This window comes from Chrysiogenes arsenatis DSM 11915 (genome assembly GCF_000469585.1).
In the GTDB taxonomy this organism is placed as follows: Bacteria; Chrysiogenota; Chrysiogenetes; order Chrysiogenales; family Chrysiogenaceae; genus Chrysiogenes; species Chrysiogenes arsenatis.
The window spans coordinates 34,369-60,469 of the sequence record NZ_AWNK01000006.1 but is presented as its reverse complement, the minus strand read 5'-3'; the positions used below and the strand labels follow the sequence as shown (position 1 = coordinate 60,469).

23 protein-coding genes and 1 other RNA gene are annotated in these 26,101 nt (G+C 49.2%); 20 read left to right on the top strand and 4 right to left on the bottom strand.

Annotation, left to right across the window (positions count from 1 at the left end; translation table 11 throughout):
- Positions 1-35: 35 nt before the first annotated feature.
- Entirely contained in the window at positions 36-368 is a 333-nt protein-coding gene (locus tag P304_RS0104260) for a hypothetical protein (protein WP_027389534.1), read from the bottom strand.
- A gap of 450 nt (positions 369-818) precedes the next feature.
- Between P304_RS0104260 and P304_RS0104255 the strand changes: the two genes are divergently transcribed.
- The 18 genes from P304_RS0104255 (at position 819) to P304_RS0104170 (ending at position 18,961) form a co-directional block, all read left to right on the top strand.
- Positions 819-2,234 carry a tetrathionate reductase family octaheme c-type cytochrome gene (locus P304_RS0104255; protein ID WP_051321395.1) on the top strand — a complete coding sequence of 472 codons (1,416 nt, stop codon included), beginning with the start codon at positions 819-821 and terminating at the stop codon, positions 2,232-2,234.
- A gap of 193 nt (positions 2,235-2,427) precedes the next feature.
- Positions 2,428-2,841 carry a hypothetical protein gene (locus tag P304_RS0104250; protein WP_027389532.1) on the top strand — a complete coding sequence of 138 codons (414 nt, stop codon included), beginning with the start codon at positions 2,428-2,430 and terminating at the stop codon, positions 2,839-2,841.
- 26 nt (positions 2,842-2,867) lie between these two features.
- On the top strand, positions 2,868-3,932 hold the full coding sequence (gene flhB, locus P304_RS0104245; protein WP_027389531.1) for a flagellar biosynthesis protein FlhB: 1,065 nt from the start codon (positions 2,868-2,870) through the stop codon (positions 3,930-3,932).
- 84 nt (positions 3,933-4,016) lie between these two features.
- Positions 4,017-6,134, top strand: coding sequence for a flagellar biosynthesis protein FlhA (gene flhA, locus P304_RS0104240; protein WP_034764139.1), 2,118 nt, complete (start codon positions 4,017-4,019; stop codon positions 6,132-6,134).
- Positions 6,135-6,137: 3 nt separating this feature from the next.
- Entirely contained in the window at positions 6,138-7,532 is a 1,395-nt protein-coding gene (gene flhF, locus P304_RS0104235; RefSeq protein ID WP_027389529.1) for a flagellar biosynthesis GTPase FlhF, read from the top strand.
- Positions 7,529-8,410, top strand: coding sequence for a MinD/ParA family protein (locus P304_RS0104230; RefSeq protein WP_027389528.1), 882 nt, complete (start codon positions 7,529-7,531; stop codon positions 8,408-8,410). Before flhF ends, P304_RS0104230 begins: the two co-directional genes overlap by 4 nt.
- Complete coding sequence (locus P304_RS0104225) at positions 8,407-8,766, top strand: hypothetical protein (RefSeq protein ID WP_027389527.1); 360 nt, start codon at positions 8,407-8,409, stop codon at positions 8,764-8,766. Before P304_RS0104230 ends, P304_RS0104225 begins: the two co-directional genes overlap by 4 nt.
- A 116-nt stretch (positions 8,767-8,882) precedes the next feature.
- The gene (locus P304_RS0104220) at positions 8,883-9,638 is read left to right on the top strand and encodes a FliA/WhiG family RNA polymerase sigma factor (protein WP_027389526.1); all 756 of its coding nucleotides are present in this window, start codon (positions 8,883-8,885) and stop codon (positions 9,636-9,638) included.
- 52 nt (positions 9,639-9,690) lie between these two features.
- Positions 9,691-10,812 carry a protein-glutamate methylesterase/protein-glutamine glutaminase gene (locus P304_RS0104215; protein ID WP_027389525.1) on the top strand — a complete coding sequence of 374 codons (1,122 nt, stop codon included), beginning with the start codon at positions 9,691-9,693 and terminating at the stop codon, positions 10,810-10,812.
- A gap of 14 nt (positions 10,813-10,826) precedes the next feature.
- On the top strand, positions 10,827-11,819 hold the full coding sequence (gene fliM, locus P304_RS13960; protein ID WP_034764137.1) for a flagellar motor switch protein FliM: 993 nt from the start codon (positions 10,827-10,829) through the stop codon (positions 11,817-11,819).
- Positions 11,816-12,859, top strand: a complete 1,044-nt coding sequence (fliN, locus tag P304_RS0104205; protein ID WP_027389524.1) for a flagellar motor switch protein FliN — start codon at positions 11,816-11,818, stop codon at positions 12,857-12,859. The genes fliM and fliN overlap by 4 nt, the downstream gene beginning before the upstream one ends.
- 6 nt (positions 12,860-12,865) lie before the next feature.
- The gene (gene dnaK, locus P304_RS13955) at positions 12,866-14,353 is read left to right on the top strand and encodes a molecular chaperone DnaK (RefSeq protein WP_051321394.1); all 1,488 of its coding nucleotides are present in this window, start codon (positions 12,866-12,868) and stop codon (positions 14,351-14,353) included.
- A gap of 97 nt (positions 14,354-14,450) precedes the next feature.
- Entirely contained in the window at positions 14,451-14,837 is a 387-nt protein-coding gene (locus P304_RS0104195) for a chemotaxis response regulator CheY (protein ID WP_034764135.1), read from the top strand.
- 17 nt (positions 14,838-14,854) lie between these two features.
- Positions 14,855-15,463, top strand: coding sequence for a hypothetical protein (locus tag P304_RS0104190; protein WP_027389522.1), 609 nt, complete (start codon positions 14,855-14,857; stop codon positions 15,461-15,463).
- A 20-nt stretch (positions 15,464-15,483) separates the two neighbouring features.
- The gene (locus P304_RS0104185) at positions 15,484-17,229 is read left to right on the top strand and encodes a chemotaxis protein CheA (protein WP_027389521.1); all 1,746 of its coding nucleotides are present in this window, start codon (positions 15,484-15,486) and stop codon (positions 17,227-17,229) included.
- Positions 17,230-17,267: 38 nt separating this feature from the next.
- A complete protein-coding gene (locus tag P304_RS0104180) occupies positions 17,268-17,609 on the top strand; it encodes a hypothetical protein (protein WP_152514488.1) in 342 nt (113 codons plus the stop codon).
- Positions 17,610-17,652: 43 nt separating this feature from the next.
- A complete protein-coding gene (locus tag P304_RS0104175) occupies positions 17,653-18,624 on the top strand; it encodes a restriction endonuclease (RefSeq protein ID WP_027389519.1) in 972 nt (323 codons plus the stop codon).
- Between the two features lie 4 nt (positions 18,625-18,628).
- Positions 18,629-18,961 carry a hypothetical protein gene (locus tag P304_RS0104170; protein ID WP_027389518.1) on the top strand — a complete coding sequence of 111 codons (333 nt, stop codon included), beginning with the start codon at positions 18,629-18,631 and terminating at the stop codon, positions 18,959-18,961.
- 4 nt (positions 18,962-18,965) lie between these two features.
- Here P304_RS0104170 and ffs read toward each other — a convergent pair.
- Positions 18,966-19,062: signal recognition particle sRNA small type (ffs, locus tag P304_RS16565), an RNA gene on the bottom strand.
- Positions 19,063-19,150: 88 nt separating this feature from the next.
- Here ffs and purH point away from each other — a divergent pair.
- Complete coding sequence (purH, locus tag P304_RS0104165; RefSeq protein ID WP_027389517.1) at positions 19,151-20,704, top strand: bifunctional phosphoribosylaminoimidazolecarboxamide formyltransferase/IMP cyclohydrolase; 1,554 nt, start codon at positions 19,151-19,153, stop codon at positions 20,702-20,704.
- An 8-nt stretch (positions 20,705-20,712) separates the two neighbouring features.
- Positions 20,713-21,780, top strand: a complete 1,068-nt coding sequence (ispG, locus tag P304_RS0104160) for a flavodoxin-dependent (E)-4-hydroxy-3-methylbut-2-enyl-diphosphate synthase (RefSeq protein WP_027389516.1) — start codon at positions 20,713-20,715, stop codon at positions 21,778-21,780.
- A 161-nt stretch (positions 21,781-21,941) separates the two neighbouring features.
- On the opposite strand, the gene P304_RS17500 is transcribed toward ispG, so the two are convergent.
- Together P304_RS17500 and P304_RS0104150 are read right to left on the bottom strand one after the other, a co-directional pair.
- Positions 21,942-24,617: a flagellin N-terminal helical domain-containing protein gene (locus tag P304_RS17500; RefSeq protein WP_027389515.1), complete on the bottom strand. Its 2,676-nt coding sequence runs from the start codon at positions 24,615-24,617 to the stop codon at positions 21,942-21,944.
- A 267-nt stretch (positions 24,618-24,884) separates the two neighbouring features.
- Positions 24,885-26,042, bottom strand: a complete 1,158-nt coding sequence (locus P304_RS0104150) for an ATP-grasp domain-containing protein (protein WP_034764132.1) — start codon at positions 26,040-26,042, stop codon at positions 24,885-24,887.
- Positions 26,043-26,101: the final 59 nt, after the last annotated feature.

Below are 26,101 nucleotides of genomic sequence, written 5' to 3'. Positions count from 1 at the left end.
AAAAAATATGAAGTTGCACGAAATTCTATTGCTGCTTAGCCGCAAGAAGCGGGCTTTTCCTTCATTGGTGTCTCTGAGTCAGAGGCATGCTCGTAGAGGAACTTAAATACGTGCTTGATGGTGTTCTCTTTCAGCCCTGCTCCGCCACATGGAAGCTTATCTTTGGCCGTTGTGAACATCTCTTTCCACTCCGCTCTGGAAAATTTTCCAGGAACTGGGATTGGGTCAGCACAATCGCGGCTTTGACCGGTGAACCATGCCCACTGCCCACGAGCAGCATTGCCCGTTTCGTACTCGCTGATGTCAAATGACCACGCTGCTGTCGCGGACGTTAGCGCAATAACGGTAATTCCTAAAAATCTCTTCATGACACACTCCTTTTGTATACTTTTCCGGCCTACAGTATGTTTTCCGTAGGCCGATTTTATTGCTACCTGCAAATTCCGCCATTTAACAATCTGGTAAATAGACCCCACAATAGATACGGCCTTGTGCGAGAAAGATCAAGATATTTTTCTGGCAAGGGGTCTTCAGCTAGCAGATATATATAGGATAAAATTTCATAATAATCCCCGTATTGCTTTGTGCGAAAAAAGTTAGCTTAAGCCGATTTCTTGCTTGTGATGGCCTGTAAGTCTCAATTTTGTAATAACAAAGGCAATTGCTATTGCCGTGGCTGAGTGGGAAATAGCCTATTTCAAATAGTGTTGACATGTCTTCCTAAATGGTTATAATCCCATTGTTCTGAATGCGAAAAAAATTACATTCGCCATTCGCCGCCCACAGTTACGTGGGCGAAGTCTAACAAGGAGGATGCCATGACACTTACACGGTTGTTGCTGGCAGGTATTTTCACGATGCTGGTCTCACTTGGCGCTTTCGCTAGTGTGGATCACGCTATGTTTATTAAGGGACCATTTAAAAGCGGTCCTGAAGTTACCCAGAAATGCTTAGAGTGCCATCAGAAGCAAGGGAAAGATTTTATGGAAACGGCACACTGGAAATGGTCAGGAAAGCCGAATCTCGTAAAAGGGATGGAAAACTCCACCAAAGAGTACGGTAAGAAGAACATGATCAACAACTTCTGTATCTCGGTTGAAGGTGGCACTAATCCGCAAAATCAAGCGAGCTGTGCTGGCTGCCATGCAGGCTACGGGTGGAAAGATAACTCTTTTGATCATAAAAACCCTGCTAACATTGACTGTCTCGTTTGCCATACCACAGACGCTAACTACTTTGCCGCCAAAAAACGTGGTGGTGCGGGAGTTCCTGATCCGGCAGCTATTGAGAGCGGACGCCTTGACCTGGTTAAATCTGCAACCAGCATCGGGAAGCCTTCAATGGTAAACTGCGGCACCTGTCACTTCTATGGTGGCGGTGGTGATGCCGTAAAACACGGCGATCTTGATTCATCGCTTTTCAAAGCCGATCGTAACCTTGATGTTCACCTTGGTGGTGAAAAAGGGACTACTTGTATTACCTGCCACACTTCTGAGAAGAACCACAAAATCAAGGGTGCTTCTACGATGATGGCAACGTACGATGGACGGGTTGGCTGCACTGATTGTCACAAAGAGGCGCATCAGAATAATCCAATCATGGCCAAGCATCTCGACGCGGTGTCATGTCAAGCGTGCCATATCCCAACGCATTCACGTGGTCAGGCGACGAAAACCATGTGGGACTGGTCGACGGCGGGTGACAAGACGAAAGACCCAGACTGGGAATTTGACCGTGAAACCTATTATCCGACAAAGGGAACCATGAAATGGGAGAAGGATGTTGTCCCTACCTACATGTGGTACAGCGGAAAAACAAAGCGCTACATGAAGGGCGACACATTCGATCCGACAAAGACGCTTGAAATGAACGCTCCCGATGGCAGCATCGCTGACAAAAAAGCCAAAATCTACCCATTCAAGGCTCATGTTGGTAAGCAGCCATATGATACAAAATATAACTACTTGCTCACTCCGCACACCTTCCAAGGCTACTGGTCGCACCTTGACTGGCAGAAAGCTCTGATTGAAGGCGCAAAAGGGGCTGGCATGGAGTACAGCGGTAAGTACGACTTTGCCTCGACTGTAGAGTATGTTGGCGTTAACCATATGGTGGCACCAAAAGAGAAAGCACTGCAATGTGCTGACTGCCATAGCCCGCAAGGGAGACTCGACTGGAAAGCGCTTGGCTATGCTGCCGATCCGATGACCGGTGGAACAGCACGCAATAAGTAATCTCTGTTTCTTGTGGAATGCGTTGTGAAGCGGCCGGAGCGAAATGCTCCGGCCGCTTTTGCTATGAGCTTATAGCTTGCCTGCCAGATTCTGCGCTTGAATCCGGCCAGTGCACGCTGAGCTTTCGCAGTAGAATTGTTTGATGTAGAATCCCTGCGTCGGCACTATTTTAGCTCGTTGCGAAAGGTTTTTTATGACATCATGGCTTTTTCCTGCACGAAATCGCTTCTTCAACGGCAAGCGTTGGGTGAAGATATCCTTGCGCACACTGCATATCTGGTCGGTTGCTGTGGTGGTTGGGGCATATATTTATGGAATCCCGCACGATATGTGGCTGTGGCTGCATCATCTCTTGATTTTTAGTGGTTTTGCCCTAGTTGTCCTTGACGGGTGGACGCATGGTATTTATTTTTTACAACTCCGCTGTCACATTATATTCTTCAAAGTTCTGCTGCTTCTCGCTTGGCACCCGTGGTATCCTACACCGTTCTGGTTCCTTGCGGGTTTACTCATGGTCTCCTCATTTATTGCCCACGCTCCGGGGGATGTGCGTTATTATTCGCCATGGCACCGCAAGCGTATTGATGAGATGCGTGATATCAGGTAAGTGCCGCTAATTGAGAAGGGTGCAATATGCCGCCAGAGTCGGATGGAGAAAAAACCGAAGAGCCTACCCCGAAAAAGCTGCAGAAAGCTCGCGAAGAGGGGAATGTTGCCAAAAGCAAGGATCTGAGTGATACGGCGGTATTGCTGGCGGGGATCGTTGCGCTCTATATGTTTGGTGGTTACATGCTGGCGGGCTTTACCGATATGATGACCGCTCGTTTGAACTTTTCTGAAACTCCCTTTCCAACGATCAATGAGATTGTCCCTTTCCTTGTGCAAGCACTCAAAGAGATGGCGCGTATTTTATGGCCGTTGTTTTTAGTGATCACTCTTGTCGCGCTTGGAGTCAACTTGGCGCAAATAGGGCTTTTATGGAGTTCGAAGGCCTTTGCTCCAAAATTTGATAAGCTCAATCCCATCAAAGGGATCATGCAGAAATTCTCCATGAAAAATCTTGTGGAGTTGATCAAAACACTCCTGAAGGTGTTCGTTCTTGGGCCTGTTGCGTATTACGTGGCCAAAGCCGAAATTGATGTTATTCCCGGCTTATTGAACGCTACTCCTATGCAAACACTGGAAGTTATGGCGTGGATTGTCTTTAAAGTATGGATCATCATTATTATTATCATGTTCATTGTGAGTATGATCGATTTTGTATATCAAAAATATCAACATAACGAGCAGTTAAAGATGACGAAGCAGGAGGTAAAAGAAGAGCATAAGCAGCAAGAGGGGAATCCTGAGGTAAAACAGAAGATTCGTGCCATGCAGCGTGAAATGGTGATGAAGCGGATGATGCAGGATGTGCCGAAATCCGACGTCGTTATTACTAACCCGATTTTTCTGGCTATCGCGCTCAAATACGATACCACGGAAAAGAGCGCGCCGTATATTGTCGCTAAAGGGCAGGAGTTGATTGCCAAAAGAATCCGTGATATTGCGATCGAAAATAACGTTCCCATCTTTCAGGATCCGATGTTGGCTCGCCAGCTTTACGACTCACTTGAGGTGGGTGATGAGATTTCGCACGAACTCTATCAGGCGGTTGCGGAAATACTCGGCGAGATTTATAGACAAAAAGGGAAGATGTAACGTATAGTTATCCGTTGCTAAGAAGAGATAATTCCTTACTCTGGATGGTGAGTTTTGGCAACTGGATCCCCACGCACGAGCGCGATGAAACTGCTTAAATTCACGGCAAGCCCTGATGTTTTTGCCGCGTTCGGGATTATGTCGATTATTGCCATCATGGTGTTGCCTGTACCCACATTTTTGCTTGATATCCTGCTGACAGTCAGTATCGCTGCTTCCGTGCTAATTATTCTTATATCTCTTTATATCACTGAGCCTTTAGAGTTTTCAATCTTCCCGTCAGTGCTGTTGATCATCACTCTCTTTCGACTCGCCTTGAACGTTGCAACCACGCGAACAATTCTGCTGAATGGTGCCAATGGCGAAGGGGCGGCGGGTGAGGTTATTCAGGCTTTTGGCGAATTTGTCGTAGGCGGGAATTACGTTGTTGGTATTATTGTCTTTCTTATTCTCGTTATTATTAACTTTAAGGTTATCACAAACGGTTCGGGGCGCGTGGCGGAAGTCGCTGCTCGTTTCACCTTGGATGCGATGCCGGGAAAACAGATGGCAATCGACGCGGATCTGAATGCTGGAATGATCGACGAAATGGAAGCAAAATCCCGCCGCGATCGGATACGCCGTGAAGCTGATTTTTATGGAGCTATGGACGGTGCGTCAAAGTTTGTCAAGGGCGACGCCGTGGCAGGGATTATTATTACTGTCGTCAATATTGTGGGTGGTTTGATTATCGGTATGGCGCAAGGCGGTATGTCCTTTAGCGACGCGGCTGAGGTCTACACAATCCTTACGGTTGGCGATGGACTGGTCGGACAGATTCCGGCACTGATTGTCTCCACCGCCGTCGGTATGGTGGTGACGCGCGCCGCGAGTGAGTCGAACCTTGGCGAAGATATTGTGCAGCAGATCGTTATCAACCCCAAAGCACTGTGGGTTGCGGCAGTTATTATTTTCTTATTCGGGGTTGTGCCGGGGATGCCGACATTGCCTTTCTTGATTCTGGCCGCACTGATTGGCTTTCTGGCGTATATGGTCAGTATCGGGAAAGTTGGTGCCCGAGATGAAGATGGTAACCTGAGTGCCGTCGGGAAGTCGCAAAAACAAAAAGATGCTCCTGTAGCGGAAGAAGAAGCGAAGAAAACTGCCGAAGAAGAGGTCGAAGAGCTGCTGCAAATGGATGCACTAGAGCTCGAAGTCGGTTATGGCGTTATTCCGCTCATCGATTCCGCACAAGGTGGTGACTTGCTTGATCGGATCAAATCACTGCGCAAGCAAACGGCCATCGACCTTGGGTTTATCGTTCCACCAATCCGTATTCGCGACAATCTTCAGCTACGGCCAAATGATTATGTTTTTAAGCTTGACGGCATTGAAATAGGCCAAGGGGATGTCTATCCAGGCCAATCCTTAGCCATGAATCCTGGTGGTGGCGAAATTACGATTCCAGGGACTCCTACTATTGAACCGGCGTTCGGCCTTCCAGCAGTGTGGGTCGATGCTGAGCATTATGATGAAGCGCAGATGTTTGGCTATACGGTGGTCGATGCTGGAACGGTGATTGCTACTCACATCGGGGAGATCATTAAGCAACACGCCAGCGAAATACTGGGGAAACAGGAAACGCAACACCTGTTAGATAACATCAAGAAGACGCATCCCAGCGTGGTGACTGATCTCGTTCCGGGACTCCTCCCTTTGGGTGTAGTACAACGGGTTTTACAAAATCTTTTAGACGAACGGATCTCTATACGGAACCTGCTTACTATTCTTGAAGCGCTTGGCGATTATGCGACGGCCACGAAGGATCCTGATATCTTGACCGACTATGTTCGCGGTCGGTTGTCGCGTCAGGTATCTAAGCTCTATACCGATGAAAATAATGTCATGCGCGTCTTGACGATCGACCCTCGTCTGGAACAGATGATGGCTGAGGCAATACAGAAAAGTGAGCAGGGTCGTGTTATTGTAATAGACCCTCATAAAGCGCAAATGTTCCTCGTCAACCTGATCCAAACGGCAGATAAGCTTATCGAGCAGCAGGTTCCGCCTGTGCTGATGGTTTCGCCGGCAGTTCGTTCCGCGTTGCGACGGCTGATTGTGCGCTATGCGCCCAAGGTTTCCGTTATCGCTCACAGCGAAATAGCGGAAAACGTCAATATCGAATCGCTGGGGACTATTGGTCTGGAAGATCGGAAAGGGTGATAGATGCAAGTAAAACGCTATGAAGTTTTTGATATGCAAGAAGCCATGGAACGGATCAAAAAAGATCTTGGTCCTGATGCGGTGATTCTTTCGACGAAAAAAATTACCAAGCCAGGGAGTTTCGGGATTTTTTCGCGCCCACTCATAGAGGTTACGGCGGCCATCGATGCCAGCACGGCGACCAACAAGCCTGAACCTTTTACGAGTCGGGAAAAAAAATCTTCCAGCGCGGCGTCTGCGCCGCCGTCCACGTATTCTCCCAAAGGGAAAATGGTAGCCTCTTCCACCGAAGGTCACGAAGACCTTGATGTGCAGCGTTTGCTAGACGCCTTTAAGGAAGCGGCTCAAAACACAACGCCCACCGCGGGTGCTTCTGCAAGGGGTGCTGCTGTATCTTCGCGACCATCGGCGATTACGACTGCCCAGGAGGCATCGGCAGGCGAACTAAGCCGCATGATGCAGGAGATCAAGGAAATCAAAGAGCTTTTGCGCGACGAAAGCCTTGCGTCACGCGAATTGCGCCAACAGCAGGAGCAGATCACTCAGCTTCGGAAAACTTTGCGGCAGATTGCATCGGAAAAATATTCAGTTTCTCCGTCGTATTCGGAACAGTTGTACGCCGAACTTTACGATAAATTCACTGCGATTGGACTTGATCGCTATATTTCGCGCAAAATGGTCGACGCATTGCGGGCTAAACTCGGTGCCAATAGCGATCAAGAGACGGTCTGGCGACATGTGCGGCAGTTAGTCAAAAAACTGGTGCCTATGGCAGGGCCGATAGAGGTCGATGGCGTCAATCAAAAAGTAGTTGCGCTGGTGGGGCCAACTGGCGTGGGCAAAACAACGACCATCGCCAAACTGGCCGCCGACTACCTTCTTAACAAAGGGGTTACGGTAGGATTAGTTACGCTTGATACCTACCGTATTGCGGCCATAGAGCAGCTAAAAACCTATGCAAATATCATTAATGCCCCCGTGGAAGTTGTCAATCAAAACGACTCTTTGATGCTGGCGTTGCGGAAAAATTTCGATCGCGATCTTGTGCTGGTCGATACGGCAGGCCGTTCGCATAATGATACGCGGCAGATAGAGGATTTAGTTCGGTTTCTGCGCGAAGATCGCGTCAAGGTTGAGGTGCATCTGGTATTGAGTGCCACGACCAACTTGGCGAACCTGACCGATATCATCGACCGTTTTCAGGCGATTGAAATTAACCGCGTGATTGTGACGAAGCTGGACGAAACCGCTTCGTGCGGTTCGATATTCAGCGCATTGGCGAAAAAAGGGCTCCCCGTCTCATATTTCACGAATGGGCAGGATGTTCCCAATGACCTCATGCCGGCAGAGGCGACAACGTTCTACGATATTTTATTTGGTGCCGGAGGTGAGTCATGAGTCAACCTACCGATCAAGCGGCTTCATTGCGGCGTATGGCACAGGCACGCAAAAAAGAATCACTTCGCCGTGGGCGAGTGATTGCGGTTACCAGCGGCAAGGGTGGCGTGGGGAAAACGAATACGGTTGCCAATCTTGCGTGGTGGCTTTGCAAGGCTGGTCAAAAAGTGCTGGTATTTGATGCCGATTTAGGGCTGGCCAACATGGATATATTGCTTGGTATTACCCCTTCATATAACATCGGGGATGTGTTGGCGGGGCGATGCCAATTGCGCGATACGTTAGTCGCTGGCCCAGGCGGCATGCAGATTATTCCGGCTGGCAGTGGTCTTGAAGAACTTACCCGCTTAGAAGAATCGCAATTCACCTCTCTTTTGCAACAAGCGGAAGAGTTGGAGGATTTTGATATCATGTTGATCGACACGGGGGCGGGAATATCTGGCGTTGTGACGAATTTTCTGGTTGCTGCTGACGAAATTCTGGTTATCACGACGCCCGAACCTACGGCTTTTACCGATGCCTACGCCATGCTCAAGCTGATGATGGTCAAATATGAAAAAACTCACTTAAAGTTATTGGTGAACATGGCGCAAAATCCTGCTGATGCGCAGCAGGTTCACATGAAGATGTCTATGATGCTGAAACGGTTTTTAAAATGTGAAGTCCCTTTCTTGGGATATATCATTCAGGATGAAACGCTCCTCAAATGCGTGCGAAAGCAAAAACTTGTCTCAGAGGCGTTTCCGGCTTCGCCAGCGAGTAAGTGCTATGCCCAGGTTGTCAAGTCGCTGTTGGGAGAAGCATCGTCCGATGTCATCGAAACATCACCCTCAAACTTTTCTTCTTTCATGAAAAAGCTTATCGGCGGACGCCGATGAATCGGAAAAATATCGACCCGTGGCGTATTGCCATCGCTCTGGCTATGATAGGATCTTTTCTGATTGCTGGCATCAGTATGATGTTTTCGGAAAGTCCGTTATTCTATCTCCAAGTAGCTGGCGTGTCATTCGGCATTCTCCTTGCACTTGGCTATTTAATTGGCTTTATCTACCGTGAACTTTACCTGGACTATCGCACCCTTCAGGGGTCAATATATAAAAAAGAAGCACTCAAGACGCCGATTGCCGCACGGGTTGACTTTCGCCCTCCGCAAACTGAAGATCAAGTTTTGGAAGAAGAGGCGCTTGATATAGATTACGAATCTGAAAAAGAAAAAGAAATAAAAGAGGGATAGGTTGCTTGAACCTGGCAAGTGCAGGTATATAGTAGCTATCGGCTCGCACGGTTCGCTCTTAATGACGGTTTCGCTGTACAATAAATCAGGAACACTTTGCATCAACGGGGGATTGCATGAGAAGTTTCGAAGAACTTTGCCCGAGTGAAAATCTAAAAAAAGATCCGAAGGTGCGGAACTCGATCATAACCGAATATGCCCCGCTGATTCGTTATATTGCAACGAAAATTCATTTGGGTTTGCCGCCATCAATCGAACTTGACGACCTGATCAGTATTGGTGCGCTTGGCCTTATCGACGCCATAGACAAATACGACACGACACGAGGAGTCATGTTTAAAACGTACGCTGAATCGCGTATTCGCGGGAAAATTCTTGATGAACTTCGTAAGCTTGACTGGCTACCGCGCGGTTTGCGCCAGAAAAATAAAGCGCTTGAGCGTGCTTATGCCAAACTGGGTACTGTTGAGGGACGCGACATCGAAGATAGCAAGCTTGCTAGCGAGCTAGGTATTACTGAAGAAGAGCTGCCGCTCTTTATTGCGCAGGCATCGGGGTACACGATGCTGAGTCTTGACGAGGATGTCTACGATAAGGACGGCACTGAGTCGGGTACCTTTGGTGATATGCTGGCTGATGATGAACATGAATCCCCCGCGACTCAGGTTGAAGATAAGCAAATCCGTGATTTTATCCAAAAACGGATCGGTAGCTTGTCAGAAAAAGAGCAGCAGGTTATTGCGCTCTATTACTATGAAGATCTTACGATGAAGGAAATCGGCCTTGTGCTGGATATTACTGAATCGCGAGTCTCGCAAATCCACTCAAAAGCGTTGTTTCGCCTGAAAAAATCACTGGAACAACTGGTATAAATTTGACACGTTATCGACCAACGAACCCTGCAAGCAGAATAAAGGAGCGCCATTGGAACAGGTACGAATACTCGTAGTCGATGATTCGGCTTTCATGCGCAAGATGATATCGAGCATGATAGAGCGCGACCCAAACCTGAAGGTTGTCGGGACAGCACGCGATGGGCGCGATGCGATTGAAAAAGTAAAAGAGCTTCAACCCGATGTCATGACGCTTGACATCGAAATGCCCGCCATGGATGGGTTGAGTGCGCTCGAAATTATCATGGAGCAATACCCGCTTCCGGTCATTATGGTCAGTTCGCACACGACTGAAGGGGCAGAAATGACCCTCAGGGCGCTGGATCTTGGAGCGGTGGATTTTATTGCCAAACAAACCAGTTTCGTGAATACCGACATTGTCAAAATTGAGCAGGAATTGATCCGTAAAATTAAGGCGGTATCTGGGCGAAAAAGCTTTGTTGCCAATTATCGCCCTGCACTGCAAAGCTCACAGATTGCCAAAAAACGAGAAATGATGCAGCGCGGACGTTCCGGTGTGGCTGGACACGACGCCGTGCCTGAGCCGCAGCCGGTTCGTCAATACGCTCCAGTAGCGCCTGCAGCGCGTGGTGCTGCGGCGGTGCGCGTGATCGCAGTTGGTACGTCAACGGGTGGTCCACCAGCGCTACAGGCACTGCTTACAAAAATTCCTGCGTCACTATCGGTGCCAATGTTAATTGTGCAGCACATGCCGCCAGCATTCACTGGGCCACTGGCCAAGCGACTCAACTCGCTGTGTCAGATTGAAGTTCGCGAAGCTATTCATGGTGAACGCCTTGCCCCAGGGGTTGCCTTCTTGGCTCCAGGCGGCAAGCATATGACGGTGCGCAATGGAGGGATTGTCCTTTCTGACGAGCCTGTTGACTCACTCCATCGCCCCAGCGTTGATGTTATGGTGGCAAGTGCGATTCGCGAATACGGCAAATCGGTGCTTGGTGTCATTATGACGGGCATGGGAAGCGATGGCGCAAAGGCGATGAAGGTGCTTCACGATCAGGGGGGCACGGTGTTGGCGCAAAGTGCCGAGAGTTGTGTCGTCTATGGCATGCCACGTGCAGTAGTGGAAGCGAACGCCGCCAGCGAAGTGGCGGAACTCGGTCAGTTGGCTGATCGGGTGATGGCATACGTATAAAAGAGGTTTAGGTCATGGCTGATATTCTTTCGCAAGAAGAAATCGATGCTCTGCTTTCATCCGTTACCGACGAGGAAGAACCCGAGGCGGCGGTAGAGAGTATTGGCAACACCAGAAAAAAAATCAGCCTGTATGACTTTAAGCGTCCTGACCGCGTCAGCAAAGATCAGATGCGGTCAATTAAAAACTTGCACGATAAATTTGCGCGGAATTTTTCTTCCAGTCTTTCCGGATACCTCCGTTCAATTACCGATATCAACCTGATTAGCGTCGACCAGATGACGTATGGCGAATTCTTAATGAGCTTGCCCAATCCAACGAGTTTTAACATTGTCAGCATGCTTCCGCTTGATGGAAACTCGGTACTCGAAGTGAACCCATCATTAGTTTTTCCAATCATTGACAAGCTCTTAGGCGGACAAGGCGAGCCAATCGAAGAAGTTCGCGAAATCACCGATATTGAGCAGAATGTTATTGATGGTGTTTTGTCCATCGCACTCCGAGAGCTTGAAGAGGTATGGTCGCCGATCATTAACCTCCGTCTCAAAATTGAGTTGCGCGAAACGAGCCCGCACGTTATCCAGATTGTCAGCCAAAACGAAGTCGTTATCCTGCTTGTTTTTGAAATCAAAGTTGGCGAAGTCAGCGGGATGATGAATATTTGTATTCCAGCTATTGTGCTGGAGCCGATTATGCCAAAAATCGATTCGCAAGATTGGCTGATCGGCGCGAAAAAGATGGCGTCGACGGGGAATGAATCGCAGATTAAGGACATTGTTTCCAAAACTCGCCTGACCGTGCATGCTGATATTGGCGAAACCCGCATGAGTCTGCGCGATGTCCTTTCGGTTGAGCCTGGCGATGTTATCATGCTCCCGACAAAGGTACGCGACCTGATGCTCTTTAAGGTTGGCGATTCGAATAAATTCTACGGCGAAATCGGTATTATCGATAACAATAAGGCCTTCCGTATTAAACGTAAGGTGATGAAAGAAGATATCCCATGACACCAGAAGGATTAAGCCAAGAAGAAATCAACGCTATGCTGAATATGGTTGGAGATAGCGATAGCGATACAAACTATCCGCTCGATGAGCTTGTAGGAGTTATCCGTGATAACTTTAGCGCTTCAGTGGGAACAAGCGTCAACGATAGTTTTAGCTGCGACCTTGTTGATAACACAACCAAGCCGGGCGATAGTATCGATACTGGCGAAGCAGTAGTCCTTGTGACTATCCCGCTTGATGAGGGGATAGATGGTGTTATCTTTTTTGCGGCACCGGTCTCGTCCGCTTCGGTACTTGTCGACATGATGATGATGGGTGCGGGCGAATCGAAAGAGACGCTCGAACCAGAAGATGTCGATGCTTTTAATGATCTGGTCAATAACTCTATTGCCAGTTGTTCTGTTCCGCTCAGCAGCAAGCTGAGTGGGAAAAAAATTCGCTTTGGTGCGACCACGGCTTCGCCAATGGATGTGAGCGGCTTACAGTCAGCCTTAGGCGATGACACGTTTGCCTGCCTGCAATTTAGTGCCACGATACCTGATAAAGTTGATTCCAATTTCTGGATTTTCATTCCCGCAACGGTAGCGGCGAGCTTCGAGTCGCTTTTTGGTCGAGGAGTGGGGAATGGTGGTGATGATTTTGGTATGACGGATGATATGTTCGATTTTGGTGGCGACGACTTTTCTTCGCTGACTGGCGGTGGCGATTCCGTGTCTCCAGCGGCGAGTGGTGGAGATGGCGGACATGCTGCGACTACCCATTTGGATAAAGATCAGCTTCGGAATATCGAAATGCTTTTGGATGTTGACCTTTCGGTTATCATCCGCATTGGTTCTACGCAAATTTACATGAAGGATCTTTTGAAGCTCGGCTCTGGGTCAATCGTCGAGCTGGATAAAAAGGCCAGCGATCCGGTGGAGCTTGTTGTCAATAATAAAGTCATTGCTCGTGGCGAGGTGGTGGTTATTGATGCGAACTTCGGGTTGCGGATCAATGAGATATTAAGTAAAAAAGAGCGACTGAACACGTTGCGAGGCTGATAAACTATGGCTCGAATCATCGGCATAGACTTTGGAACAACCAATTCGGTTATTTCGACGATAGATAATGGGAAACCCGTTGTGATACCAAACAGCTCTGGGGATACTTTGACTCCCAGCGCCGTGGCATTCCAGAAAAATGGAGATGTGCTGATTGGTCGCACGGCAAAGAACCAAGCGGTCATTAATAGTGAACGGACCTTTCTTTCTATTAAACGCCATATGGGCGCCGATTTTCGTGCTCGACTGGACGGTGTTTCGTACTCTTCACAGATGATAGCCGCCATGATTATGCGCCGTTTGAAACAAGACGCGGAAAAGTATCTTGGTGAAACAGTAGAGCATGCCGTGATTACCGTACCCGCCTATTTCAGCGACGCGCAGCGTCAAGCGGTCAAGGATGCGGGAAAGCTGTCGGGGCTCAATGTGTTGCGCATTATCAATGAGCCAACGGCGGCAGCATTGTCGTATGGCATTCGCTCGGAAGGGAGCGAACTTATTGCTGTCTTTGATTTGGGTGGCGGCACGTACGATATTTCGATCTTAGAAGTGTGCGATGGCGTGGTTGAAGTGAAAGCAACATCTGGGAATAATCACTTGGGTGGCGATGACTTTGATTCGGTGTTGATCGAATATATTGCCAAAGATTTTCAGCGCAAAAATAACATCGACCTGACAAAAGACCGGATGGCGTTACAAAAACTTCGCGAAGATGCGGAAAAAGCCAAGATCATGCTTTCCGAGGCATCGGAAATCAGCATTAGTATTCCCTTTATTACAGCAGATAATACCGGGCCAAAGCACCTTGATATTACCATCAATCGAGAGGTTTTTGAGAAGCTTGTGGCTCCTCTGCTCGAGAAACTGATTGCTCCGGCCAAGCAGGCGTTAGAGGATGCAGGGCTTATGCCAGAGCAGATTGATCGCGTACTTCTTGTGGGTGGCTCGACGAGAATCCCTGCTGTGCAGCAGGCGATAGAGCAATTTATGGGGAAACCCGTTTCAAAAAGTGTCAATCCCGTGGAGTGTGTTGCCACTGGCGCAGCTATCCAAGCGGGGATTTTAGCGGGAGAGATCAAAGATCTCATCCTCGTGGACATTACGCCGATGACGCTCGGTATTGAGACGGAAGGAAATCGGTTTATCCCGATTATAAAGAGAAACACCTCTATCCCTTGTTCCGACTTTAAAACATTTACCACCATTTCAGATAACCAGCGTGTTGTAGAGGTGCATATTCTGCAAGGGGAAAGCGATCGCGCATCAGCCAATATTTCGCTCGGGAAGTTTCAGCTTTCTGGTGTGCGGCAAGCGCCCAGAGGCGAACCACGCATTGAAGTGACTTTTAGTATTGATGCGAATGGCATTGTCTCGGTCGCCGCAGTGGACCTGGACACAAATCATTCACAAGCGATCACAATTAAAGAGATGAATCGCCCAACCGATTCTCAGCTCGAAACACAAGGGCTTTTTATTGAACGCAAACTCGGCTGATACGCTTGATTGATTGCATTCTATCGGTTTTTTCATTATGCTTCGTCACATTGTTGTAAAGATTTTTTGATATACCCTGCTTGTGGGAGGAGTCAAAATGGATAAAAAAGATATGCGCATCATAACGGTCGATGACTCATCGACGATGCGCCGCATTATTAAGAACACACTGCTTCGGCTTGGCTTCAAAAACGTCATTGAAGCAGACAATGGTGTCAGTGGGTTAGCGGCACTCGGAGAAAATAAGGTCGACCTGGTGATCACCGACTGGAACATGCCTGAGATGGATGGGCTCCAGTTTGTCAAGGCGATCCGTGCCAGTGAAGAGTACAAACATTTACCTATTTTGATGATCACAACAGAAGCGGCCAAAGAGGACATCCTCGAAGCACTCCGTTCTGGTGTAAATAATTATATCGTCAAACCTTTTACGCCGGAGACGCTCAAAGAGAAGCTGGGAAAAGTTATCGGTATTGAGATTTAAGCAAAGTCAGGGAGAGCATGGAGACAAGTGTTAAGCAATCTATTGTCAGACGTTTGCGCGCCATCCTTGACGGGGACTATGCCGACGGTGGTGCGGAAGATGAACACATACCGGAAGTCGTTGCCGTGCGTCTTGCAAAGTTGCAGGCGAATTTCCAGGTACTCTCTCCCGTGATTGTTACGTGTCTTGAAACGATACCGAAAATAGAAGAGTCTCTACACACCATCATGACGACCACAGAAGAGTCTGTTGGCCGTTTAATGGGTTCAAGTGAACAACTCCTTGATCGACTGAACAGCATTCGTGAGCTTCTTGAGCGGATTGCCAGTCAGAACAGTGACTATGTCATCTCATTTCGAAAAATTGAAGAGCTGAACAGCTCGAACCAAAATGAGATTTTTGACATGATGGGTTCGCTGGAGTTTCAGGATATCACGCACCAGATTGTAGACAAGTTAAACAAGATGGTTCGCGATATGCAACAGCAGGTGCAACAGCTGATTGACGCGCTCGCGCTGGATACTCCCGCCGATCCTTTTGGTTTTGATGACGATGAGAGTGATAGTAAAATTATCGATCCGGATCAGGGGCTGGTTGACAAGTTGCTGGCCGAATTCGGACTCTAAATGATTATGGTGGAGGGGATATGAGCCAGGAAGAAGTTGAAATTCTTGATGACTTTTTAGTCGAAACTGACGAGCTTCTTGAAAAGCTTGATATCGATTTAGTCGAATTGGAAAACTCGCCTGGCGATCTTGATCTGCTCAACTCCATTTTCCGCTGCGCTCATACCGTGAAGGGAACCAGTGGCTTCCTTGGCTTTACCACCATGACTGAACTGACCCACCATGCTGAGGATGTTCTCAATAAATTGCGCAAAGGCGATCTGCAAATGACTGCCCATATTATGGATATTCTTTTGCAGGCCTTTGATTTGATCAAGGTTATTACCGAAGATATCCGCGATGGCAAAGGCGATTCGCAACGCGACATATCTGGTGTTGTTGGCCGCCTAAGCTCTATTATTGCAGGGAATGTAGATGGCGACGGGGAGAGCGCGGCACCTGCAGCTCACCACACACCAACCGCGAGCGTCAAAACTGACACGCCTGCCGCAGCCAAGGAACCGAAAAAAGTTGCCGCAAAACCCGCTCCTGCCGCAAAAGCACCAGCAGCGAATGATAACGACGATAAGAAAAAAGGTGGCGGCGATCAAACTATCCGCGTTGACGTTGAGCGACTTGATTCGCTGATGAACCTTGTTGGGGAATTAGTGCTCGGTCGGAACCGCATCGCGCAGTTAACGCAGCAGATGGAAACCACCATTGGCGGCGAGCATATTGAAGCTCTGAGCGAAACCAGCGCGCAACTGAGTTTGATTACGACTGAACTGCAAATGGCGGTTATGAAGACGCGCATGCTCCCTGTTGGTAAAGTATTCAACCGCTTTCCCCGCATGGTGCGTGATCTTTCGCGCGAACTGAAAAAAGAAATTGAACTGGTTATCACTGGTCAGGATACAGAACTCGATAAATCCGTCATTGAAGAAATCGGCGACCCCCTCGTTCACTTGATTCGTAATTCGTGCGATCACGGCATTGAAATCCCGGAAGTGCGTAAGGCTAGTGGCAAACCGGCACTGGGAACCGTTCATCTTGCAGCATTCCATGAAGGAAACCATATCGTCATCGAAATTAAAGATGATGGTAAAGGTATTGATGCTGAAATGCTGAAAGAAAAAGCGGTGGAGAAAGAGCTGATCACCGAAGCTGACGCGGCAAAAATGAGCCGCACCGAAGCGCTCAACCTGATATTTGCTGCCGGATTCTCAACGGCGGCCAAAGTAACAGATGTCAGTGGGCGTGGCGTTGGTATGGATGTTGTCCGTACCAACATTGAAAAACTCAATGGGCTTATCTCTATTGATACTGAAATTGGTTCGGGCTCGACCATTACCATTAAAATTCCCCTGACACTCGCTATTATTCAAGTGCTCCTCGTTGGAGTAGCGGACGAAAGTTATGCCATTCCGCTCGTTTCGGTAATCGAAACCGTAAAGGTTCCACGTACAGAAATAAAAACAATTGAGCAGAAACGCGTGCTCCGTTTGCGCGACCAAGTGCTTCCTTTACTTGAATTAAGTAAAATATTCGACATTACGTGTGAAGAGAAGGACTACTTCTATATCGTTATCCTCGGGCTTGCCGAAAAGCGGATCGGCCTGATTGTCGACAAGCTGCTTGGGCAAGAGGAGATCGTTATTAAGTCGCTTGGAGACTTCTTAAAGGGGACGCCAGGAATAACCGGCGCAACCATTATGGGTGACGGGCGCGTGAACCTGATAGTTGATGTGACGTCATTACTTGAAATGGCTACCGAAAGCGGGTTATGACACGCTGGTCGAGGAAGCTACTGTGCAGTATGCTTTTTATGACACTACTTGCGGGAGTGCTCGCCGCTCCGCGTGACGCGCATGCGTATCGTCAGGTCAAGTATTTTCTCCTTGAAGTGTATCCAATAAATGCACTGCCGTTTCATACTATTTCCCATCTTCCGCCGAAAGATTATTACCATTATTATGGCGGTAAGGGGGCGCTTGCGAGCGTTTATCGGGTCGAAACTATTCGTGCGGACAACAACTCGCTTGCCGTATTTCAGGAAGTTCTTAAAGAATATCGCCTTTGGCCAGGAAACTACCGCGAACTTCGTCCTGCGCAAGCGACGAACGAGGACAAAGGGGTTCGGTCGGATAAAGGGCTTTGGTACCGTTAATCAATCACTGTTTTTTACCCACTTTTAACCGGAAATAGGAAATATGGCAAAAAAAGTCGATTTTGATTCATTTATTATGATGACTGATAAGGAGTTTGAATACCTTATCAGTCGGCTTATTCGCTACCTTGGTTTTTCCATTAGCGATACTATCGACTTTGGCTCCGACGAAAAGATCTATACCGGTCTTGGTAAAAAAGCTCCCTATCTGGGCAAGTATATTGTCCGCCATAAAAAAGGGAGTATTGACGATATCATTGACATCGACTTCCTGAAAAGCACCAGCCATTGGATGACGAAGGAAGGAACTGGGCGCGTCCTTTTTATTACCAACGCCACCTACAGTGATGAACTTAAAAATTATGTAGCGGAATCAGAAGTATCTCTCATCGGTTGCGAAGAGCTGGTTGCACTGGTTAACCAGATGTATGACGAAGAAACTTCGCGCGATCAAGAAATGAATAAAAAACGGCGTAAGCGGCCAAAGATTCCGTATGGTAAGGCGCTCGTTCTCAAAATAGAATCAGAGTACTCCATTGACCTTGTACCTGTCAGCGTCAAAGAGTGGCTCAATATCTGGCAACGGACGAAGTCGGAGCTTGAAGTTACCTTGGCGTCGGTAGTGAAACTCGACCCTGATGACCTTTCAAAAAGCGACGTTGAGCGCTTAAAAGGGCTGGTAAATAAGCTAGAAGTGCTCTACTTCGATTTAATGAAATGCAAAGTGGATGAAATAACCACCAACTCGAAAGACAATGCTGACCGTTTCTTGGAAAATGTCATGATGCTTGTTTCTGGCATTCTCTATGAAGAACCGCTGGAAGACCTTGCGATGTACCGCGAAAATATCGCGAAACTCGATGGGGAAATAGCAGCGATCAACCGCGAATTGATCGAGCATCTTGATGCTCGGGAAGTCGAAGCAAAAAAACGGGAACGCTTTCGCAATATGATCCTTTTGTTTTACGTTTCCGGCATCCTTCTCCTTATGTCAATTCTCGTGATGCGAGCCTAGCGCGATGCCACAGAATAAAACCGTCCGTCAGCTGATGTCGCTTGCTAAAGGGGTAAGTTTTCTTCAGGAGGAGGCGATTAATCTTGGCTGTGCCATTCACTCGCCAGAGCTGAAACCTTCGCAGAAGCTTGGTATGATAGTGGACTATCTGACACTCACGAATCGTTTGTGCGATGAACTTGGCAACGAACTGCACCAAGCCATCGAAGCCGTCCAGCACTGCATGAAAAAGGAAAATAGCAATGATTCAAACCGATATGAATTCACGGAAGATTACGATTTAATCGATAAAGTGCTACAGGAATACGTCGACGAAAAGCATAGCAACGAAAAGTGACTTGGGAAAGATGGCCCGCTGGCACCCGCAGGGGTCCCCTTATCGCTGCTTCTTTCCAGACCTGACGAGGTTCGGAGATCTACGCCGCAGCGGATCTTTCCACAAGTCGACCGCGTTTCTAACATAACCATTCCCGCAGTGCAAGCAATTTAGCCGCACCGCTCATTACAGAACAGGAGTCCAAGCACCATGTCTCACACCGTTTCCCCCGTCCGCGCCCTTGTGAGCGTATCCGACAAAAATGGCATTGTCCCTTTTATGCAATTTCTCGCCACGCAAGGCGTTGAAATCCTTTCCACCGGCGGCACCGCTAAACTGCTCCTGACCGAAAACGTTCCCGTTGTGGAAGTTGGTGCCTACACCGGTACGCACGAAATGCTTGATGGCCGCGTCAAAACCCTCCATCCTAAAGTGCACGGTGGTATCCTCGGTATGCGCCACAATCCCGAGCATCAGCAGCAGATGGCCGCCAACAATATTCCACCAATTGACCTTGTTGTTGTAAATCTTTACCCGTTTGAGCAAACCGTCAAAAAAGGATGCTCCTACGAAGATGCCATTGAAAACATCGATATTGGTGGCCCGACCATGCTGCGCAGCGCGGCGAAAAATCACCACGACGTCATCGTTATCGTCGATCCTGCCGATTATCAGGTGGTGATGGATGAAATGCAAAACGGCGGCGTGACCCTGCAAACCCGCCAGAAACTCGCGCGCAAGGTGTTCCTGCATACCGCCCGCTACGATGCCATGATCAGCGAATACCTCAATGGGCAGCAAGGGGTGGAATTCCCTGAGTCGTACGCCCTGTCCGGTCTGAAGTTACAGGATTTGCGTTATGGGGAGAACCCACATCAAAATGCCGCTTTCTATCGCGATAACTTCACCGCCGAAGCCGGCATCGGCAATGCCGAACAGTTGCACGGCAAAGAGCTGAGCTACAACAATATCATCGATGCCGATGCCGCGCTGGAACTGGTAAAAGAGTTCAAAAGCGAAATCGCTGTTGCTATCATTAAGCATACGAACCCTTGCGGAGCCGCAACTGGCAGCACTGTATGCGAAGCTTATCAAAAAGCATTGACCACCGATCCTGTGAGTGCTTTTGGCGGCGTTATTGCCACGAACAGCAAAGTGGATAAGGAAGCCGCTGCCGAAATGGCCAAACTCTTTGTCGAAATTATCATTGCCCCTGAATTCACCAACTGCGCGCTGGAAATTCTGACACAGAAAAAGAATATCCGCCTGTTGCGCACCGGTGCACTCCATACCTCGATTGACAAAGCAAAATTCGTCCGCAAAGTCACCGGCGGTTTTCTCGTGCAGGATCGTGACCTTGGCATGATTTCATCTATTGCCGAATGCAAGATCGTGACAAATATTGCCCCAACCGACGAACAGTTGCGGGCACTCGAATTTGCGTGGAAAGTGTGTAAGCACGTGAAGTCGAACGCCATCGTCTTTGCCAACGAAGGGCAACTCTGCGCCGTCGGCGCTGGACAGATGAGCCGTGTCGATTCGTCACGTATTGCCGTCGATAAAGCACAAATGCCGTTAGCCGGAACGGTGCTTGCTTCTGACGCCTTCTTCCCGTTCCGTGACGGTATCGATGCTGCCGCGGCGGCAGGCGTAAAAGCTATCATTCAACCCGGCGGCTCCATGCGCGACCAAGAAGTGATCGACGCCTGCAACGAACACGGCATCGCCATGGTCTTCACCGGCATGCGTCACTTCCGCCACTAAGCCAACCCGTGTCCACTATCACACGCCGCCCTTCACAACAGATCAAGCTCGGGAGCGTCGCCATTGGTGGCGATGCTCCTGTTTCCATTCAGAGCATGACGAATACCAACACGGCCGACACCGTTGCCACGCTGGCTCAAATCCATGCGCTGGCGCAAGCCGGATGTGAAATTGTCCGCGTCGCCGTCCCAGACGAGGCCGCCGCCGATGCCCTTGGTCTCATTGTCAGTGCATCGCCGCTTCCCGTCGTTGCCGACATCCACTTTAATCATACCTTTGCGATTAAAGCGCTTCGGGCTGGTATCCACGGGTTGCGCATCAACCCTGGCAATATCGGACATGAAGAGCGAATTGCTGCCGTGGTGGCCGAAGCGAAGCAACGCAACACGCCTATCCGTATTGGCGTCAACGGCGGCAGTCTGGAAAAAGACATTCTGGCCAAACACGGCCATCCTTCTGCTGAAGCTATGGTGGAAAGTGGGCTGCGGCATATCGCATTGCTGGAAAAGCTTGGCTACACGGAAATTAAAATCTCTTTAAAAGCAAGCGACGTGGTCACCACCATGCAGGCCTATCGCCTGATGTCTACTAAAATCCCCTATCCACTCCACCTTGGCGTGACCGAAGCAGGAACAGATTTCGGCGGCGGCATTAAAAGCGCCATTGGGATTGGTGGATTGTTGTCAGAAGGGATTGGCGATACCTTTCGCGTGTCGCTCACCAGTGATCCGGTCAATGAAATCCGCGTTGCCAAAGAAATTCTGAAATCACTTGGACTACGCCGTGTCGGCGTGAATTTAATTTCGTGTCCCACCTGCGGACGGACGCAAGTCGACCTGATTGGGCTGGCACACGCCGCCGAAGCGCGACTGGCACACCTGAAAACCCCGCTGAATGTAGCCGTGATGGGCTGTGTTGTGAATGGGCCGGGTGAAGCGCGCGAAGCCGACTATGGCATTGCCGGCGGCAACGGCGTGGGAATCGTGATGCGGCATGGTGAAGTGATTGGAAGATATCCTGAAAGTGAGTTGCTTGATCGCCTATTGGAGGTGATCGAGCGCGACGGACACGAGTAAGGCAAACAGGCGAAACGCAAAGAGGGCAGACACACAGGTCTGCCCCTACATTTCCGTGCGGGGGCGAAACGCGAAGAGGGCAGACACGCAGGTCTGCCCCTACATGTTATGGTTTTGCTGTTCCGTGTAGGGGCGATCCTGTGTGATCGCCCTTTCATCCTTTACCGTAACAACTGCATTACCCCTTGCGGCAACTGATTCGCCTGCGTCAGCATTGAGGTTCCTGCTTGCGATAGCAGCTGATCGCGGACGAGCTTGGTCATCGTTTTTGCTACATCAGTATCGCGAATGCGACTTTCTGAAGCGGTCAGGTTTTCGTTGGCGACACTCAAGCTGTTGATCGTGTGGTCAAGGCGATTCTGCAGCGAACCAAGCGCTGCCCGTTGCGAAGAGACATACGCAAGCGCTTTATCTACTTTGGTAATCGTCCCCATGGCAGCTTTCTGATTAGAAACCAGAATGTTATCCACTCCAAGTGCTTTGGCGGAGAGGTTACCAATACTGACGTTCATCTTTTGGCCATCATTGGCACCGATTTGTAAATCAAGCGCGCGGTCGACGAGGTGAATTTTAAAAGAAGTCTCTTCGCCAGTGAACGTATATTTGGCCTCAGTAGCATTCCATGCAACACTTGTAGCGGTATTCAGGCCGAGCCGTAAATCAAGATTTGAATGGATGATGCCGTTAAGTTCTTCGCCGCTATAGGCTGTGCGTCCTACGACGGCATTCCCTGTGTGGGCATCTTTTACTGAAACGGTATAGGTATTGTCGATGGCAGCCTGTACTTCTGAAAGCCCGAGGGCGCGCAGGACTTCTTCGTCACCGGAGAAACTCAACTCACCATTTTTTCCGGCAATCGCCGAATGAACAACCATCGTGCCAAGTACAGAGTGCGCAGTGGCTTTAGTTGTTCCTGTGGTGTAAGAGTCACTAACGGTAAATGGATCGAAGCTTGGATTTTCGGCAAAGCTAGACATGTTCGCGGGCCAGATAATATTCCAGCCATAGGTGTCAATCGGTTGACCGTCGAAGTCGGTAGCGGCACTGACATCAATGACATTCGTCGCGGTGTACACTGTCCCACCATCAAGTAAGAAACCACCTATTGCCGCAGTATCACCAGTTGTGTCAGCTTTAATGTTATCATAGAGAGCCTTCAGTTTCGCGGCACCATTAGTGTCAACATCGGTAAGGAAAGCAGCGGTATTTGCATGAGCAGTATTATTCGCGATAGCCGCATCAAGCGTCGAGCCGTTTTTCAAGTCATTAAGTATGGCTTTCATCCCGCCACCAGTGGGATCTTGCGCCATCGCTGCCTCATGCAGCATGACGCCAGTAAAATAGGCGGAGGTGTACTCATCGTTAACAGCAGCACCTGCCCAGTTCTTCCAATCACTGGCAAGAATTGCCTGAGCATCAGCGAGGGTTCCAGTCCGAGCTCCCGCTTCCATAGCAGATACAACGCCTTCAGCCCGACCATGGATAAGTTCAGCCGTCGCTTCGCGGAACCATGTCGGCAATGAGCCGGCACCAAGCCAGTCCATTTGTGCCCCCATAGTGGCGTGTACCATTTCGTGCGCAGTTACGCGCGCCGCAATACCTTCGCCAAGTCCAGCCGTTAAATGGTCAACACTGCCATCTGGCCATGTGTGTGGGTGGTAATCCGCGGCATCAATGTAGAATTTAAAGGTATCAGCTGGGAAAGGAGCTACCCCGCTTCCGCTAGCGGCAATCAGCGCTATCGTGCCGAATTGTGCTTTATTGTAGACGTGGATTTCTAGATCATGCCCTTGCCCTTCTAGGCCGTAAAACTCTTTAATGCGCGCCATCGATCCTTCGAGCCAACCATATTTTAAGCCGTTTACAATGTCGGTAATGGCATCTCCCGTGATCCCAGGGTGCCCACCAAGAAAGCGTGCTCCGGGAACGTCACCATAGACCAATTCCCCTTGCCCAAGGTCATCGGTGATGGCGTCGCTGATTTTTGTGGAAAGCGAGTCGAGCGTATCGGTTTTTTCGATGGTAAAAACCGCTGTCTTACCATCTCCCTGCGTAATCGTGATCTGCTGCGTGGTGTCAAGGAGAAAGCGACCGTTGGCGTCATAAAAATTCGCTACTTTATCCAGCGTATCAGAAGACCGCGCCAACTCAGGGCCGTTGATAGCAAAAGCATTCGCCGTTGAGTCTGGATTTTGCATAGTGAGGGCATTACTCACTATCCCCAAATCTTTCAAATCTTCATCCGATACTTTGGTGAAGATGTTGGTTTTCAGGATTTGCCCCTTGCCAGCACGGGTTTCGATGTCAACGACGTAGTTCCCTTCGGCTGAAGTCAGTTCTCCTTGAGCATTGATGCCGGCCAGCGATCCACGCAAGAGCACATTCAGGTCTTTGGCATCAGACGACCAGCGGCCAGTAGCACTGCCGTCAAGGAGTTGTTTTTGGTTGAAATGGGTAGAGGTAGCAATGCGGTTGATTTCGTCGCGCAGTTGCACGACCTCTTTTTGGATTTCAGATCGGTCGTTGGAGGTGAGGGTTCCGTTGGAAGCTTGTACCGACAGTTCGCGCATCCGTTGCAGGATGGAGGTGGTTTCGTTGAGCGCCCCTTCGGCAGTTTGAATCAGGGAAATGCCGTCTTGCGCGTTGCTAACGGCGCGATCGAGTCCACGAATTTGGCCACGCATTTTCTCCGATATGGCCAGCCCAGCGGCATCGTCAGAAGCTTTATTGATACGCAAGCCACTGCTCAAGCTTTGAATGGTATTCTGCATCGACCCATTCGTCTTGGCGAGGGAGTTCATGGTGTTCATGGCGGGGAGATTGTGATAGATAATCATGACATCACCTTCCTTGGCTTGCCGTCTCACGACTACCGCCGAATCCATTCAGCGGGGTATTATTGTTGGATATTTAACCGCTCGCAAGCGATCTGTCAACGTGTTTTTCTTATCGGGTGAATCGTTTCTTCACTTGAATTTTTTCTTTAACTATTGCTGTTGTCAGCTTTATGTCACAAATGGCAAATGGTTAGTGAACTTGCGGATGCGCGGTGGCCAATGCTTCAGGATTATCTGCAGCAGCTCCCACTGCGCACCCGAGAGTATTTACTGCTCATGAATATAGTGTGCTAGGTTTTCCAATTCCTCTAAATCCTGCGCGCGAGCGATGTAGCCGAAGTTGCCAATAGCGGCACTGAAAACAGAACTGATCGTTTCGGCATGAACAATCAGCGGAGCGTAGTGCTGCATGATTTCTTCGTGCGAATGGCGATACTGTTTTCCTTCTTTCCGGCCAATGTACGCGCAGAAGTAGGGGCGAGTGCAGTGGGCACCAAAGTATTTTCCGGCCACAATATTCGCCCATTCGCCAAACAGGTCGGCATTATTAGCATAGTTGAACATGTCCATCGTGAGTCCACCTGGCGGACGCATGTTGACTTCAATTCCCATCAGTTTTTGTTCATCAAACGTGCGGAAAAATTCAATATGAAAAAACTTTTCGCGAATATTAAATGCCTGCACCGCATTGCGTCCCGCCATTTCAAGATCGGCAGGAATCTCCCGTTGCGAATAGTAAAACAGGTCACGGTTTTCGTTGACGGTTTCCATGATACCCTGATGGAAAACGTGTGATGCGGCAAAGATAACGTTTCCTTCGCTATCGCACAGTCCATCATAGGTATGGATTTCCCCGCGAATAAACTCTTCCATGAAATAGTCAGTTGGGAGTTTCTGCTGAAATACGCGACGCAGGTCTTCATCAGTATCAACGCGATACGTGCTGGCCGCGCCTACGCCGCGATCTGGTTTCAGGATGGCGGGATACCCAATCTCCCCTGCCAGCGTAAGTGCATCATCAAGAGTTTTCACCACCGTTCCGCGTGCCGTTGCAACGCCAGCCGTGCGGAATCCATCCTTCATCTTTGATTTAAGGGTTACATTGGCAATTTCATCTGGTTTCATCCCGACGATATTGAAGTCCTGCCGCAGTTGCGCCTCGGTTTCCAACCAATACTCATTATGCGATTCCACGCGGTCTATTTTCCCGTAGCGATGGGTAAAGTGGCCGCACGCACGCAGGATGTTTTCGTATGACGACATATCGGTGCGATAGTACTCTGTCAGCGCGGTTTGTAATTCGGGCGCCAGCTCTTCCCAAGGAGCATCGGCAATACCAAGTACATTGACCCCTTGTTCGCGCAGTCGCGTGGAAAAATGGCGAAAATTCGGTGGAAAGTGGGGTGAGAGCAAAACAATATTCACAGAACCCTCCAAAAAAATGTGTCCATAAAAAAAGACCCTCAGTATACACCGAGGGTCTT

What these genes read in the sequence shown, in the direction of transcription:
- P304_RS0104260 (WP_027389534.1), bottom strand. Translation starts at nt 368, where the DNA reads ATGAAGAGATTTTTAGGAATTACCGTTATTGCGCTAACGTCCGCGACA.
- P304_RS0104255 (WP_051321395.1), top strand. Translation starts at nt 819, where the DNA reads ATGACACTTACACGGTTGTTGCTGGCAGGTATTTTCACGATGCTGGTC.
- P304_RS0104250 (WP_027389532.1), top strand. Translation starts at nt 2,428, where the DNA reads ATGACATCATGGCTTTTTCCTGCACGAAATCGCTTCTTCAACGGCAAG.
- flhB (WP_027389531.1), top strand. Translation starts at nt 2,868, where the DNA reads ATGCCGCCAGAGTCGGATGGAGAAAAAACCGAAGAGCCTACCCCGAAA.
- flhA (WP_034764139.1), top strand. Translation starts at nt 4,017, where the DNA reads ATGAAACTGCTTAAATTCACGGCAAGCCCTGATGTTTTTGCCGCGTTC.
- flhF (WP_027389529.1), top strand. Translation starts at nt 6,138, where the DNA reads ATGCAAGTAAAACGCTATGAAGTTTTTGATATGCAAGAAGCCATGGAA.
- P304_RS0104230 (WP_027389528.1), top strand. Translation starts at nt 7,529, where the DNA reads ATGAGTCAACCTACCGATCAAGCGGCTTCATTGCGGCGTATGGCACAG.
- P304_RS0104225 (WP_027389527.1), top strand. Translation starts at nt 8,407, where the DNA reads ATGAATCGGAAAAATATCGACCCGTGGCGTATTGCCATCGCTCTGGCT.
- P304_RS0104220 (WP_027389526.1), top strand. Translation starts at nt 8,883, where the DNA reads ATGAGAAGTTTCGAAGAACTTTGCCCGAGTGAAAATCTAAAAAAAGAT.
- fliM (WP_034764137.1), top strand. Translation starts at nt 10,827, where the DNA reads ATGGCTGATATTCTTTCGCAAGAAGAAATCGATGCTCTGCTTTCATCC.
- fliN (WP_027389524.1), top strand. Translation starts at nt 11,816, where the DNA reads ATGACACCAGAAGGATTAAGCCAAGAAGAAATCAACGCTATGCTGAAT.
- dnaK (WP_051321394.1), top strand. Translation starts at nt 12,866, where the DNA reads ATGGCTCGAATCATCGGCATAGACTTTGGAACAACCAATTCGGTTATT.
- P304_RS0104195 (WP_034764135.1), top strand. Translation starts at nt 14,451, where the DNA reads ATGGATAAAAAAGATATGCGCATCATAACGGTCGATGACTCATCGACG.
- P304_RS0104190 (WP_027389522.1), top strand. Translation starts at nt 14,855, where the DNA reads ATGGAGACAAGTGTTAAGCAATCTATTGTCAGACGTTTGCGCGCCATC.
- P304_RS0104185 (WP_027389521.1), top strand. Translation starts at nt 15,484, where the DNA reads ATGAGCCAGGAAGAAGTTGAAATTCTTGATGACTTTTTAGTCGAAACT.
- P304_RS0104180 (WP_152514488.1), top strand. Translation starts at nt 17,268, where the DNA reads ATGACACTACTTGCGGGAGTGCTCGCCGCTCCGCGTGACGCGCATGCG.
- P304_RS0104175 (WP_027389519.1), top strand. Translation starts at nt 17,653, where the DNA reads ATGGCAAAAAAAGTCGATTTTGATTCATTTATTATGATGACTGATAAG.
- P304_RS0104170 (WP_027389518.1), top strand. Translation starts at nt 18,629, where the DNA reads ATGCCACAGAATAAAACCGTCCGTCAGCTGATGTCGCTTGCTAAAGGG.
- purH (WP_027389517.1), top strand. Translation starts at nt 19,151, where the DNA reads ATGTCTCACACCGTTTCCCCCGTCCGCGCCCTTGTGAGCGTATCCGAC.
- P304_RS17500 (WP_027389515.1), bottom strand. Translation starts at nt 24,617, where the DNA reads ATGATTATCTATCACAATCTCCCCGCCATGAACACCATGAACTCCCTC.